The organism is Sorangium sp. So ce367, from assembly GCF_051520455.1.
GTDB lineage: Bacteria > Myxococcota_A > Polyangia > Polyangiales > Polyangiaceae > Sorangium > Sorangium cellulosum_B.
The window spans coordinates 4,525,828-4,539,170 of the sequence record NZ_CP150334.1; the positions used below are offsets into that span (position 1 = coordinate 4,525,828).

Consider the following 13,343-nt stretch of genomic DNA (forward strand, 5'->3'; position numbering starts at 1 on the left):
ACCCCCTCGTCGCCGTCGGGCGGCGCGCTGCGGCGGCCCGGCCGATGTCGCCCCGCGGCCGTCCCGGTTACCTCATCGCCCGCTGAAACCGCGCCATGAGCGCCTCGTCCTCGAGCATCGCCGCGGTCCATCGCTGCTGCGCGCTCAGGTAGTCCTCGAGCGTCAGGTCCAGGCGGCTCAGCACCGTCGCCATGTCGGTGCCCCGCTTCAACCCGCGCGCGGCCTCGAGGAAGCGCTCGAACGACAGCTCGCTCTTCGCTCGGGCGCGCTGCACCCTCGCGAACGTCTCGGCGTAGGCGACGACGAGCGGCGGCACGCCCACCTCCTCGCCGTCGTCGTCGTCCGCCTCGGAGAGCCGCGCCTGCCACGCGTCGTCGAGCGCCTCCCAGCCGGCCTCGTCGAGCCCGTGCGCCGCGAGGAGCGCCGCGCGGTCGGCGCTCGGGTCCGCGAGCTGGGCGGCCAGCGTCGCGTACGCCTCGACGTCGTCGACGTTCTGCGCGCTCTGCGGAGGATCCTTCATCGTCCGGGCAGGCTACCTCAGCGCGCGTCTTGGGGCCTCCTTCGCGCAGGTGTATTCATGGCGCGTGTCCTTCTCATACCTGCCCTTCGTCGCGCCCGGCGGTCAGGAGGGGCAGCCCTCCGCGCCCGCCGGCACGGACGTGCTCGCCCACGACAAGCTCGAGAACGCGCACGCCGCGCTCCGCCGCGCAGCGCTGTCGCTCGAGCACGACGTCGAACCGGTGACCGACCTGACCGGGCCGGCGCGCGCCCTGGAGCGGGCCCTCGGCGCGATCTACGACGCCTTCGACGGCCGCGCCGAACCCCTCGGCGCCGTGCGTGCCGCCCTGGCAGAAACCGACAACGTCGCCGCTCGGATCGAGCAGGCGATCGGGCTCGACGCGGGTTTCGCCGCGGTGGACGAGCTGCTCCGGAGCGCGCGCGGCTGGCTCGAGCAAGCGGCGGCGCGGCTCGCCCTCGTGCCGCCGGCGCCGCCGCTCGACCTGCCGCCGATCCTGGCGAGCCGCGACCGGCCGCGGCTGCACGCGGTCCAGCGGGCGTCGCTCGCGCCGCTCCTCAAGGTCCCGGAGCCGCCCCCGGCCGAGCTCGTCGCGAAGCCCCCGCCGCCGATCCCGCCGCCGCGGACGTTCGAGGAGCTCAAGGCCGCCGTCGAGGCGCTGAAGCAGCAGGCGCCCGCGCCCGGCGCGCTCCCCGCGGCGGCGGAGGTGCGGCCGCCCGCGGCGCGGCCGGACGAGGGAGCTGCGCGCCCCGTGCCGCCGGGCTTCGCGCCCGAGATCGGTGACGCGCTCGACGATCTCGCCTTCCTCCGCGCCCGCGCCCGCGAGTGCTTCGAGGAGGTCGCGATGGTCGGCATGCAGCGGGCGCCGCTGCTCGGTGATCCGTTCCGCGGGGCGCTGATCCTCGAGCGGCGCATGCTCGCGGCCATCGACGTGATCGCCGCGATCGGGGCGCCGGCGCTCGAGCACGTGCCGCGGCTCGTGGCCGACGCGCCCGTGAAGGACGCGAGCGTCGCGTTCGCGAGCGCGATGGTGCTCGGCTGCTTCGCCGGCCGCGACGCGCTCGCCGCGGCCGAGCTCGCGCTGCTCCGGAGCGGCAAGGACAGGGCGTTCATCGACGCGCTCGGCGCTGCCCTGAAGCTGGTCCCGCACGAGCTCCTGCCGCTCGCGCTCCGCAGCCTGCTCCGCGAGCGCGAGCCGCTGGTCCGCGCGATGGCGATCGACGTCCTCGCCTACCGCGGCTTCGCGACCGAGGACGAGCTCGTCGCGGCGGCGTCGGACGACGAGGCCCCCGTGGCGGCGTGCGCGCTCCACCACCTCGGTTGCACGCCGGGCCCCCGCTTGCCCGAGCTGATCCAGCGGGCGCTCGCGTCGACCGCGGCGCCGGACCCGGCGCTGCGCGAGGCCGCCTGGACGGCCATGGCGCTCTCGGATCACCCGCACGCCCCGCTCGCGCTGCGCGGCGCGCTGGACGAGGCCGACGGCGCGGACGCCGCGGCGCTCCTGCTCGCGCTCGCGGGCGACGACGCCGACGCGCGGCTGCTCGCCTCGCGCACCGCCGAGGCGCCGCGCCGCGGCCTGATCTTCGCCGTGGGGTGGGCCGGCGCGGCCGCCGCGGTGCCGCTGCTCATCGACCTGCTCGAGCGCGACGTGGACGGGGAAGTGAAGCTCGCCGCGGCCTACGCGCTGGAGCGGATCACCGGCGCAGGGATGTGGGAGGAGGTCGCGGTGGAGGACGAGGAGATCTTCGTCGCCGATCCGCCCGAGCCCGACGTGGGCGAGCCTCGCGAGCTCAAGCTCGCGCAGCTGGTCAGCGATCCCAACGACCTGCCCGAGGCGCCGGCGCCGGAGATGGCGGAGCAGCCCACGGTGGACGCCGCGCGCTGGCGGGCCTTCTGGCGCGAGCGCTGCCAGGGCTGGGACATGAGCGCGCGCTACCGCCGCGGGCGCCCTTACACACCCGACGTCGTGCTCGACGAGCTGGATACGGGGCGGGTCACCCCGGGCGAGCGCCGGCTGCTCCAGCGCGAGCTGATCCTCCGCACGGGGCACTTCGTGCGCTTCGATCCGCACGACTTCGTGGTGGCGCAGGAGGAGGCGATCCAGGCCTGGCGGCCGATCGCGGCGCGCGCCTCCGGCGCCCCGGGCCGCTGGACGCGGCCCCGCCGGCGCGTAGGGTAAACGGCGCGCGGACTTCGGCGCGCCGAGCCGAGCGCGAAGAGGGGCGCGGTGCCCGGCAGGGGGGATGCATGGAGCGACGCGGACTTCGGACGAGCAGCTGGCGGCGGGTCATCGCGGCCTCGGCGCTCGGCGCCGCGCTGATCGCGCCGCCCTCGGCGCGGGCCCAGTCCAAGGAGGAGCTCGCGGAGGCGCGGGCGCTCTTCCAGGAGGGGGTCGCGCTGAGCGCGGCGAACCACTGCGCCGCGGCGCTCGCGAAGTTCCACGCGGTCGCGAGCGTGCGGCGGACGCCGCAGGTGCTGTTCAACATCGCGGAGTGCGAGGCGCGGCTCGGCAAGCTCGTCTCGGCGCTCGGCAACTACCGCATCGCCGCGGCCGCGGCCGACGGGGACCCCCGGGCGAACGACGTCAGCGCGAACGTCGGCGCGCGGATCGAGGACCTCGAGGCGCGCATCCCGAGGCTCGCGATCCGCCGGGGCGCGGGGGCGCTCACCGCCACGATCCTGCTCGACGGCGCCGCGCTCGGCGCCTCGGAGATCAGCGCCGACATCCCGGTCGATCCAGGGCCTCACGTGGTCTCGGCCTGGGTCGGCGATCGCGAGGCGGCGCGGGAGACCGTCACGCTCGCGGAGCGGGACGCGAAGACCATGGAGATCGCGATCGCCGAGCCGCCGGCGGCGCCGCGGCCGGCGAGCGCGTCGCCGGGAGGCGCGCCCGTGGACGTGCCGCCGAGGGCCGCGCTGGCGCGCCTGCCGGCGGCGCGTCCGTCGAAGGTGCCGGGCCTCGCCGTGCTCGGCGCGGGGCTCGCGAGCGGCGCCGTGGGTGGGGTCTTCCTCGGCCTCCGCGCCGGCACGCTGAGCGATCTCGACGCGCTGTGCGGCGGCGACAGGAGCTGCCCTCCTTCCGCCAGGCCCGTCGCCGATCGAGGCCGGCTCTACACGGGCGTCGCCGAGGCGGCGATCGGGCTCGGTGTCGTCGGCGTCGCCGCGGGGATCACGCTGCTCGTGATGAGCGGCAGCGCGGCCGCGGCCGAGCCGGACGCGAGCGCCCGCGCAGCCGCTGCCGCGGCCGGGCGGCGCGCCCGCACGGGCGTCCGCCGCGCGGAGGTCCTGCCGCAGGCGCCTGGCGCCGACCTCGCGGGCCTCAGCGTCGCCGGCAGCTTCTGAGGCCGGGCGCCCTCCGGGCCGGCGGGCGCATCAGGTGCGGCAGCAGAACGTCCGCGGGCTCGCGCCGCGGACCTCGCCGCTGGGCGTGCCGCCGCTCGGCCGGCACGCGCCGCCGGTGGGCACGCCGAGCGACGTCACCTTGCGGCCCACGACGGAAGGGTTGTCCTCGAGGTCCACACAGCTTCCCGCGGGCAGCTCCGTCACCTGCATCGAGCAGGTGTGCAGCTGCGCGTCGGAGTAGAGGGCGACGGTCGCCGGGCACGTCCCGCCCGACGGCGCGCCGCACGCGCAGTCGTCGTCGCAGCCGCGGCTGTCCTCGATGTCGGTGAAGAAGACGCGCCGCTCCGTGTAGGGGCCCGGCGGGCAGGCGGCGTCGCCGTCCCTGGCGATGCAGAGGCCGCCCTCGAACGGCGCGGCCGGCTTCGGCGCGCAGACCTGGCCGAGGTTGCAGCCGCGGCCGAGCGGCTCGGCCGCGGCGCACGCGCGGCCGAGGCGCGTCCACCTCGGGTCCGGCCTCTGCACCTGCGCGGCGCTCGGCGCGCACGCGCCGCCGGAGGCCGCGAGCGGGCTCACGCTGACCGACACGGCGCACGGCGCGCCGGTGGTTGCCGAGCACTCCGCGTCGCTGCTCGGCCCGCAGGTCAGCCTGTCGCTGAAGACTCCATCGGGGCCCCTGCACACCTGGGCCGCCCAGCCGGGCGTCGCGAGCGGGAAGAGGCAGTGCGGCTCCGACCCGCAAGGCGCGTCCGCGACGGTGATCGTGATCCCGTCCACCGAGTCGCACTCTTGCCCCTCCGCGGGACCGCACGAGCACGCGCAGCTCGCCGGCGGCGCGGACAGGCCGCGGTTTCCGACGAACGGCGGCCCCGCGGCGAACTCGGGTGGGCAGCCCGGGTCCATCGCGGGCTCACCGTCGAACAGCGCGAAGTAGCCGCTCCAGCCTTCCGGCACGGCCGCCGTGCACACGAAGTCGCCGCACGCGGGATCCGCGCAGTCGATCTGGCCGTCGCCGTCGTCGTCGGCGCCGTTCGCGCAGTCCTCCGCCCCGTCCCCGCTGGAGCCGCTGATGGCCCCGGCGCCGCCGGAAGGCTCGGGCTCATCGAAGCTGTACTCGGGGTACAGGCAGGCGGCGGGAGCGGCCAGGGCGCCTGCGGCGCCGAGCCCGATGCAGGCCGTGAGGCGCGCTCCCCGGCCGACGAGAAAAGAGCCCACCGAACCACCTCCGTGCCAGGTGGCCCCGCAGCGCCCGTTCGCGCTGCGCGCCCCCGCCCAGAGGATATCGCGCCGCGCGGCGTGAGCCACGAGCGCCCCGCGAGCGACGTGCGCTGCGCGGCTACTTCTTGGCGGGCGCGGCCGGCTTCGCCGGGGCGGCGGGCGGCGCGCCCTTGGCCGGCGGCGCGCCCTTCGCGGGCGGCGCCTCGCCGGCTTGCCCGCTGTTGTACATCTGGATCGCGCGATCGGTGAGCTCGAGATCGGCGCGGTAGTAGGGCACGGCCGACTTGTCGAGGATGAGGTCGTAACCCTCCTGCGCCGCGAGGCGCCGGAGGAGGCCGAGCACCTTCTGCAGCATCGGCGTCGTGAGCTCGCTCTCCTTGCGCTGCATCTCGCGCTGGGCGTCGAGCGTCGTCGCCTGGAACTCGGCGGCCTGCCGCTGCCAGGTCTCGAACCTGCGCTGGAGGACGTCCTTCGGCGTCTTGCCCGCCTGGGCCTCCTTGTCGAGCTTGTCCCGCTCGTCGTCGAGCGCGCGGCGCTTCGTGTCGAGCTCCACCTGGCGGCTGTCGAACAGCTTCTTGAGCGTCGCCTGGACGCGGAGCCCTTCCTCGGTCTCCAGCATGGCGCGGCGCACGTCGACGACGGCGATCTTCGACTGCGCGGCCGCGGGCGCGGGCGACAGCAGCGCCGCGCTGCCGAGCGCCGCGGCCGCGAGCAGCGGCAGGACGCGCGCCGTGAGCCACCGGCCCGAGGTCGGGCGGGCTGCCAGCGCAGCACCCTGGCTCGCGCCGGCCGGACGCGCAGGGGTGGAGAACGTGGAACAGCGCGCGACGAGCCGCTCAGGAGCGTTGTTTCGCATCGCGGATGGCCTTAGCTACCCGGCCACCCAACGTCAAGAACGTGGCGCGCCCTTCTCGTGCGCTGCCGCCGCCGCGCCCTCCGGGTGCGCGTCCTTGTTTTGCGCAGGGCTCGCGCTCCGGTGCGCTGAGGGATCGTTGTTGCTCGGCGCCTCGGCGCGCTCCTTCCGTCCCAGGGCGCCGGCGGTCTTCGCGACCTTGCTCCGCGACGGCGCCCCGGCGGCCCGCTGGGCGGACGGGTCCGCCGCGTGCGGCGGCCGCTGCGTCGAGGGCAGCGACCGGCCGAGGCGCTCTCGAGCGAGGGCGATCAGACGCCCGACGTCGTCGTTCCCCCGGAGGAACGCGTCGCGCTGGCGGGGATCCCGCAGGGCCTCGACGCGCGCGGCCAGGGCGGAGAACGCGGCGTCGAGCGCGGCGTTCGCCTCGCGCTCGTCCCCGATCGCGAGGAGGGCCTCGACGAGCGTGACGCGGATCGCGTCGCTCCACTCCTCGATGGGCCCACCGGCGAGGTGGCGCGAGGCCTCGCGCGCCGCGTCGACCGCGGCCCTGAGCTCGCGGCGCGCCAGCTGGACGCGCGCCATCGCGAAGCTCGCCATCGCCTGCAGCGCGGCCGCGTGGTGCGCCGCCTCCTCGCAGAGCCAGCGCGCGACGGCGTGGGCGGTCGCGTGGTCGCCGGGGGCGCCGCGCCAGACGAGGAAGAGCGCCTCGTACAGCCGGCCGGCGAACCTGAGGCGGGAGATCTGGCACGCGTCGGCGATCGCGCTCGCCTGGCGCTCGAGCGCGACGCCCTCCTCGATGTCGCCGAGCCGCGCGTACGACATCCCGAGGTTGTGGAGCGCGAACCCCTCGATCGCCCGGAGCTTCCGGCTCCGCGCGTCGAGCAGCGCGCGCTCGAGCAGCGCCTGCGCCTCCTCGAACAGGCCGAGCTGGTTCAGCGCCGAGCCGGTGTTCAGGCGGGCCCTTGCCGCGATGACGGCGTCGCCGGCCGCGTCGGCGTCCGCGACGAGCGACGCGCCCAGAGAGGCCGCGGCGGCCAGATCGCCGGCGTGCATCAGCGCGGCCAGGTGGGCCTCCCTGGCGTGGAGGAGCGCGTCGGTCGAGCCGCTCCCGCGCGCGGCCTCCATCGCCGCGTGCGCGGCGCGGAGCGCCTCGGCGGGCCGGCCCAGCGCCGCCAGGGCGCGGACGCGCGACGCGAGGAGCTTCGCGCGGATCGACGGCGAGAGCGCCGCCGCGAACTGCGGAGAGAGCGCGGACGCGGCGCGCGCGTCGCCCTCGGCGCCCTGGCCCGCCTCGATCATGCAGGTCACCGCGACGACCTGCGCCTCGCCCCACAGATCCGAGCCGGGCAGCGCGAGGCGCGACGCCTGCTCCGCGGCGTCGAGCGCCTCGCCGAGGCGGCCGAGCAGCTCGAGGATCTCCGCCCGGCGGACCAGGAGCGCGGCGCGCGTGGTCCCCTCGGCCCCGCAGGCGAGCCCGCGCGTCGCGAGCTCGAGCGCCTCGTCGAGCTCCGCGCTGCTCGCCGCCGGGTCCCGCGTCGCGCGCGCGTAGAGCAGCGCCGCCCGCGCCTTGTCGCCGCCCGCCTCGGCGTGGCGCGCGATCAGCCCCGGATCGACGCCCGCGGACTCGAGCCAGGCGGCCGCGGCGAGGTGGAGCGCGGCGCGGTCCTCCTCGAGGATCGACGCGTACGCCGCGTCGCGCACGATCGCCTGCCGGAACGTCCACTGCACCTGCCCCGGGACCCGCGGCTCCAGCTGGCGCGCGATCATCTCGCCCGCCTCCAGCTCGGCGAGCTCCGCGCCCACGGCGCGCTCGAGCAGCGCCGCGACGCCCGCCGTCCAGAAGACCTGGCCGAAGACGGACGCGGCGCGCAGCGCCCCGCGCACCCCGCTCGACATGCGATCGACGCGGGCCTGCACAAGGGCCTGCACGCTGAGCGGCACGCCGTCGCGCCCCTCCGCGGCCGACCGGATGAGCTCCTCCAGGAAGAGGCCGTAGCCGCCGGCGCGCTGGACGATGGCGCCGCGCGTGGCCGGGTCGGCCTGCGGGAGGGCGCTCGCCACGAGCCGATCCGCGGCCTCCGGGGCCAGCGGCGGGAGCGTCACGCGGGTCACGTCGCGGTGCTCCCAAAGCGACGGGAAGCGGGCGGAGAGCTCGGGCCGCGCGAAGGCGAAGACCCCGAAGCGGAGATCGGCGCAGCCGAGCAGCCAGTCGACGAGCTCGACCGTGGTGCTGTCGGCCCAGTGCATGTCCTCGATGACCAGGATCTGCGGCGTGGTCTCGGACTTCGAGCGGAAGAACGCCTCCACCGCCATCCGCGTGCGCGATTCCATGAGCTGCGGGCTCTCGCGGGCCGCGCGCAGCGGCTCGTTGCCCTCGTCGGGGAAGGGCACGCCGGCGAGCTCCCCGATGAAGCCGGCGAGGAAGCGGAGCGGGCGGGCCAGGCGCATCGCCACGTGGGCGCTCACCTTCTGCACCTGCTCCTCGAGGCGCTCGCACTCGCGGATGCCCATGAGCGCGCGCAGGGCGCGGCCCAGCCCCGTGAGGCCCGCGCCCTGGCTCATCGCGTCGCCGCGGCAGAGCAGGATGATCGGCGCGTGCGGCGCCGTCTCGAGGTGCTGGATCAGCTCGGCGCGGACGCGGCTCTTGCCGATGCCGGCGGGGCCGGTCACGAGCGCCGCGCGTGGCGCGCCGCCCTCGGCGATCTCTTTGAAGATGCCCTGGAGCCTGGCGAGCTCGTGCTCGCGCCCGAGGGTGGCCGTGGGGAGCCCGGCGAGCTTGCGCGCGTCGAAGCCGGCGGCGTCCTCGTGGACGAGCACGCCGCCGCGCGCGTCCTCCTGGACCACGAACCGCCCCTCCAGCGCCGCTGTCGCGTGGGCGTCGATCCGGACCGCGCCGGGCGCCGCGTACTCCAGCTGCTGCGCGGCGCGATCGAGCGCCTCGCCGGCGAGGCTCGCCCTGCCGCGGACGGCGTGCCCGACCGCGACCGAGGCCCGCGCGCCCGGCGTCGATCGGGCCACGGTCAGCGCCGCCCGCGCGGCGCGCGCCGCCTCGTCGCCCCGCGAGCGCTCCACCCCGAGCGCCGCGGCGAGCCTCCCGTCGGGGAGCGGCTCGAACCGCGGGTCGTCGCCGAGGGCCTCGCGGAGCGCGGCGTCCACCGCGGGGCGGAGCGGGCCGGCGCCCAGCTCGAAGAGCGCGCAGGCGACCACGCGCCGCTCGCTGTTGGCGAGCCGCACCTGCGGCCGCTCGTCGCCCGGCCCGGCGGGCCTCGGCATCATCTCCTGCGCGGCCGCGCGCCGGACGATCGAGGCGGACCTGTCGGTCGCGGGGGGATCGTTGCTCAGCTCCCCGACCCGCGCGAGCGCGCGCGCCAGCTCGCCGCCGTTCTCGTACCGCTGCTCGCGATCGCGGGCGATGGCGCGCGCGAGCACCTCGTCGAGGGCCTCGGGCACGTCGAAGCGGATCTGCTGCGAGCGCGGGGGGTCCTCGACCACGAGGCGGCTGAGCAGGGCGATCGCGTTCTCGGTCTCGAACACGTTCCTGCCCGTGACCAGGCGGAACAGGACGGCACCCAGCGAGTACACGTCGGCCCGCGCGTCGACCGCCTCGCCGCGCGCCTGCTCGGGCGCCATGAAATGCGGGGTGCCGATGATCGTGCCGCGCTCGGTGGGGCAGTCGTCCGGGACCGCGAGCTTCACGACGCCGAAGTCGATCAGCTTGATCGCGGTGCCCTTGCCGCGGACGAGGAAGATGTTGGAGAGCTTGAGGTCGCGGTGGACGACGCCGCGGGCGTGGATGGCGGCCATCGCGGCGGCGCTGCGCCGGACGACCTCCACCGAGTCGCGCAGGCCGAGCGGCGCGCGCCGCTGGCGCTGCCCGAGATCCTCGCCGTCCAGCCACTCCATCGCGAAGAAGAGGCGCCCGTCGAGCCAGGTGCCGTGCGCGACGTACTGGACGATGTTGGGGTGCCGCAGATCGGCGAGGATCGAGATCTCGCGCGCGAAGCGGGCGCGCTCCTGGTGCGACGCGGCGGCGCGCAGGACCTTGAGCGCGACCGGGGCGCCGGTGGTCTGATCCGTGCCCTTGAAAATATCACCCATGCCGCCGCTTCGGCTGCGGGCTTCGATCATGAAGCGGTCGGTCGGGTCGGTGAACTCCGGGAGCACCGTCCGGATAGGCTACGCGAACCTCGCGTCTTCATGCCAGCGAGAAGGCGTTTTGCGCAGCGCGCAGCGCCGGCGGGCGACCTGGGCCGAAGCCCGAATCGCGCGCCGTCATCGTGCTGCTCCGCAGCGTAGCGCCGCCACGAGCGGCGCGATCGGGGCACGGCGCTCGAAAATTCCAGCCAGCATCCGCGCCGCCGCGCCGTCCGCACCGTCATCCTGCCCGCGCGGGGCCCTCCGTGCGCTCAGAACCCTGCGAGTAGCCCGGCGCCGAGGGAAGCGCTCGGACGCAGATGTCTCAGCGCGCCGGCGAGCGGGTGGTCGACGAGCCCGAGCGCGGCGAGGACCTCGGCGTGGGTATAGAACGAGAGCGTGTCGTTGAGCGCGAGCTCGATCCCGCCGCGGAGCCCGAGCGCCATGAACAGCAGGGACACGTCGGCGGCGGGGGTGGCCCGATCGCCGACCTGCGCGACGCCCACCTCGACGAGAGCGCATGTGACGAGCAGGTCGACCGTGTGGAGGCACGGAGCGAAGGCGCCGCTCGTGTGCGTGCGCGAGTACGGCGATCGCGCCTTCGTGCCCCCGCCGGGGCTCGGGGCGTACGGACTCGACACCTCGCCGCGTCCGAGCGCGCTCGGCTTCGAGACGACGAACGTGCCCCGGCTCTCCAGCGAGAAGGAGAGGCTCTGTGACCAGCGAACCCTGACGAGAAAGGAGGCGCCGCCGAACAGCCCCTCGGGCACCCCGAGCCCCGCTATCGCGCCCATGCCGACCCGCGCCGAGCTCCACGGCTCGTCGGGCCTGCTCGCGGGCTCCGGGCGCGCCGGCGCGATCTCCGGGCGAGGCGGCGCGTCGGGCGCTCGCTTGTCGCCCGCGAACGGCGTCAGCGTGAAGGAGATCGCGACCGCGACGGTATGGGTGAGCTGCTCGCAGGCGCCGTCTCCGTGCGAGAGGTCGAAGCCTCGGCCGGAGACCCGCCCGTCGGCGTTCCGGTAGGTCGTCGTCGCGACGACGTGGGCGCCGTGAGGCCTGATCGCGACGTCGACCTCCTCGGTCGCGTCCTCGCGGAAAGGGTCGTACCCGACGCGCAGCCGGATCCGCTCGCGCAGCGCGCGCTCTCCGGGGCACGAGGCCGCTTGCGCATCCTCGCTGTAGCGCAGCCGCAGCGCGCGGCGTGCCGGCTCCGCCGCGCGCGATGGCGCGCTGAGCAGCAGAGAGGCGAAGACGATCATGCAGAGAAAGGAGCGTGCCATATCCCCGGTCAGCGGCTCCGCTGGACGAGCCATCCGTGGCCGCCATGAAGCGCTCTCGAGGCAAAGCACGTCAAGAGCTCACGTCGCTTCTCTTGCCGATCCCGGCAGGCGTCAATTGACGTGATAATCGAAGCTCGTGAATGGTAATGGCCGCAAAATTGCGATTGCGCACGAGCGGGATCCGGATCCGTGACGAGCGTGACCACTCGCCCGTATGCACGCAGGCAGCTGACCGGCGCGGAGCATGAGAATCCGTCGGGATTCGTGGCAATGCAGACACGCTGTCTGCAATGGCCTGCGCGCGGCGGGCATGCTCCGCCGGCCGCGCGGACCTCTCGGTCAGCGCCGTGCGCGGTCGATCTCGTTGGAGGGGGAGGGAGGGGGGAAGGGGGGAAGGGGCCGGCGAGCGATCAGCCAGCGCTGGCGCCGGCGCTGGCGCCAGCGCGCGAGGCGAGCCGCGCCAGGTCCTTGGGATCGCTGACGCGGACGAGGATGACAGTGATGTTGTCCCGCCCGCCGCCCGCGTTCGCCTTCTCGATGAGCGCCTGCGACGCCTTCTCGGGATCGGGCTCGGCGAGCAGGATGTCGCGGATCGCCTCGTGGGTCGTCATCTTCGACAGGCCGTCGGAGCAGAGGAGGTAGACGTCGCCGGGGTGGGGCCGGGCGATGATCAGATCGACCTTGACTGCGGGGGAGATTCCGATCGCCCGGCTCAGGTGGTTCGCCATCGGCCCGGTGATCCCCGCGGCGCCCATCGTGTGATCGGTGGTGAGCTGCGTGAGCTCGTTGTCGCGCAGGCGATAACAGCGGCTGTCGCCCACGTGGCCGATGTAGAGGCGCTGCTTGTTGGGCGAGAACCGCGCGCTGACGAGGGTCGTGCCCATGCCCGTGAGGCTCCGCTCGGCGTGGGCCCGCTCGTAGATCGCCTGGTTCGCTTGCTGGATCGCGACCGCGAGCTCGCTGCCGCGACGAGGGACGTCGGGGTAGGGGCTCTCCGCGTCGCTGTCCACGAACGACTGATCCTTGAACGCGCGCGCGATCGTGTCGACCGCGAGGCGGCTGGCGACGTCGCCGCCCGCGTGGCCGCCCATGCCGTCCGCCACGGCGAACAGGTAGTGCTCGTCCAGGCAGAGGTAGCAGTCCTCGTTCTTCTTGCGCTTCTGACCGGGGTCCGTCTGGCCGACGGCGCTGATGAGCAGGAGCGGCGACGAGCTGGTCGGCTCGTCGACGGCGGCCTCGTCGTCGTAGATGATGGGGACGGCGGACGGCTCCTCGCGCTCGTGCCCGTCGTCATCATCGTCGTCGTCGTCATCGTCGCCGCCGTACGACGGGACGCTCGCGCGCTTGATCGTGCTCTGCAGCACCTCCGGCGGCGCCAGCGTGATCAGCGTGAGGTCGTCGTCATCGTCGTCGAACGCGTCGTCGTCGTCGCGGCGCGATGGGCCGTTCGAACGCTTCCAGTCGGCGCTCGAGACCCGCTCGGTGCGGCCGTGACCTCCTGCGGTCTTCGCGTGGGCGCTCTCGCTCGCGGGCGCGCCGCCCCGCAGCCCTGCTGCGCCTGGCCTGGTCGTTGAATCTTCGAGATCTCCCTCCCCCTCGTCGAGGGCTTGGGCTCCTGGGCCCCCCTGCGTCAGCGTCGTCGCCGCGCGAGGACGGGTCCGGTCGCCGTTGTTCGAGCGAAAATACCAATAGATCAGCCCAAGAAGGGCGATTCCCATGACAAGGGCGGCTGCGAGATCGGCCATGTCCCGGCGACCAACGTAGCAAAGGCGCGCCGCGTCTCCGAGATCAACGTGCAGGGGGACGGACGACGGCGATCGATCCTGGTCGACCTTGACCTGTGGAGCCCACACTGCAGGGGCGCACCTTGGGCACCACCCGGCGCAGGGGAGCGCCACCTCTACCCCGCCGCAGGGCTCGCCACCCCGTGACGGGCGACCGCTGCAGGGCGCCTCGCCTGGAGCAGCGCGCCTCGCCACGAAGAGGCTGCGCCTGGCGGGCT

At 75.2% G+C, this 13,343-nt stretch carries 8 protein-coding genes; 2 read left to right on the forward strand and 6 right to left on the reverse strand.

Annotated elements, in window-relative coordinates; all coding sequences use genetic code 11:
• Nucleotides 1–67: 67 nt before the first annotated feature.
• Nucleotides 68–520 (reverse strand): hypothetical protein, encoded by a 453-nt coding sequence (locus WME97_RS17255; protein ID WP_437553003.1) that lies wholly within the window; start codon nucleotides 518–520, stop codon nucleotides 68–70.
• Nucleotides 521–584: 64 nt separating this feature from the next.
• Between WME97_RS17255 and WME97_RS17260 the strand changes: the two genes are divergently transcribed.
• Nucleotides 585–2,696 (forward strand): hypothetical protein, encoded by a 2,112-nt coding sequence (locus tag WME97_RS17260; protein ID WP_437553005.1) that lies wholly within the window; start codon nucleotides 585–587, stop codon nucleotides 2,694–2,696.
• Nucleotides 2,697–2,764: 68 nt separating this feature from the next.
• Entirely contained in the window at nucleotides 2,765–3,859 is a 1,095-nt protein-coding gene (locus tag WME97_RS17265; RefSeq protein WP_437553006.1) for a hypothetical protein, read from the forward strand.
• 30 nt (nucleotides 3,860–3,889) lie between these two features.
• Here the strand turns inward: WME97_RS17265 and WME97_RS17270 are convergent, their stop codons facing one another.
• From WME97_RS17270 to WME97_RS17290, 5 genes are all read right to left on the reverse strand, one after another.
• Nucleotides 3,890–5,071, reverse strand: coding sequence for a hypothetical protein (locus tag WME97_RS17270; RefSeq protein ID WP_437553008.1), 1,182 nt, complete (start codon nucleotides 5,069–5,071; stop codon nucleotides 3,890–3,892).
• 121 nt (nucleotides 5,072–5,192) lie between these two features.
• Nucleotides 5,193–5,930: an OmpH family outer membrane protein gene (locus tag WME97_RS17275; protein ID WP_437553010.1), complete on the reverse strand. Its 738-nt coding sequence runs from the start codon at nucleotides 5,928–5,930 to the stop codon at nucleotides 5,193–5,195.
• 33 nt (nucleotides 5,931–5,963) lie between these two features.
• The gene (locus WME97_RS17280; RefSeq protein WP_437553012.1) at nucleotides 5,964–10,025 is read right to left on the reverse strand and encodes a serine/threonine-protein kinase; all 4,062 of its coding nucleotides are present in this window, start codon (nucleotides 10,023–10,025) and stop codon (nucleotides 5,964–5,966) included.
• Between the two features lie 308 nt (nucleotides 10,026–10,333).
• The gene (locus WME97_RS17285; RefSeq protein WP_437553014.1) at nucleotides 10,334–11,341 is read right to left on the reverse strand and encodes a hypothetical protein; all 1,008 of its coding nucleotides are present in this window, start codon (nucleotides 11,339–11,341) and stop codon (nucleotides 10,334–10,336) included.
• Between the two features lie 410 nt (nucleotides 11,342–11,751).
• Entirely contained in the window at nucleotides 11,752–13,059 is a 1,308-nt protein-coding gene (locus tag WME97_RS17290) for a PP2C family protein-serine/threonine phosphatase (protein WP_437553016.1), read from the reverse strand.
• Nucleotides 13,060–13,343 lie beyond the last annotated feature (284 nt).

Coding starts and splice junctions, on each gene's coding strand:
- WME97_RS17255 (WP_437553003.1), bottom strand. CDS start 520: ATGAAGGATCCTCCGCAGAGCGCGCAGAACGTCGACGACGTCGAGGCG.
- WME97_RS17265 (WP_437553006.1), top strand. CDS start 2,765: ATGGAGCGACGCGGACTTCGGACGAGCAGCTGGCGGCGGGTCATCGCG.
- WME97_RS17275 (WP_437553010.1), bottom strand. CDS start 5,930: ATGCGAAACAACGCTCCTGAGCGGCTCGTCGCGCGCTGTTCCACGTTC.
- WME97_RS17280 (WP_437553012.1), bottom strand. CDS start 10,025: ATGGGTGATATTTTCAAGGGCACGGATCAGACCACCGGCGCCCCGGTC.
- WME97_RS17285 (WP_437553014.1), bottom strand. CDS start 11,341: ATGGCACGCTCCTTTCTCTGCATGATCGTCTTCGCCTCTCTGCTGCTC.
- WME97_RS17290 (WP_437553016.1), bottom strand. CDS start 13,059: ATGGGAATCGCCCTTCTTGGGCTGATCTATTGGTATTTTCGCTCGAAC.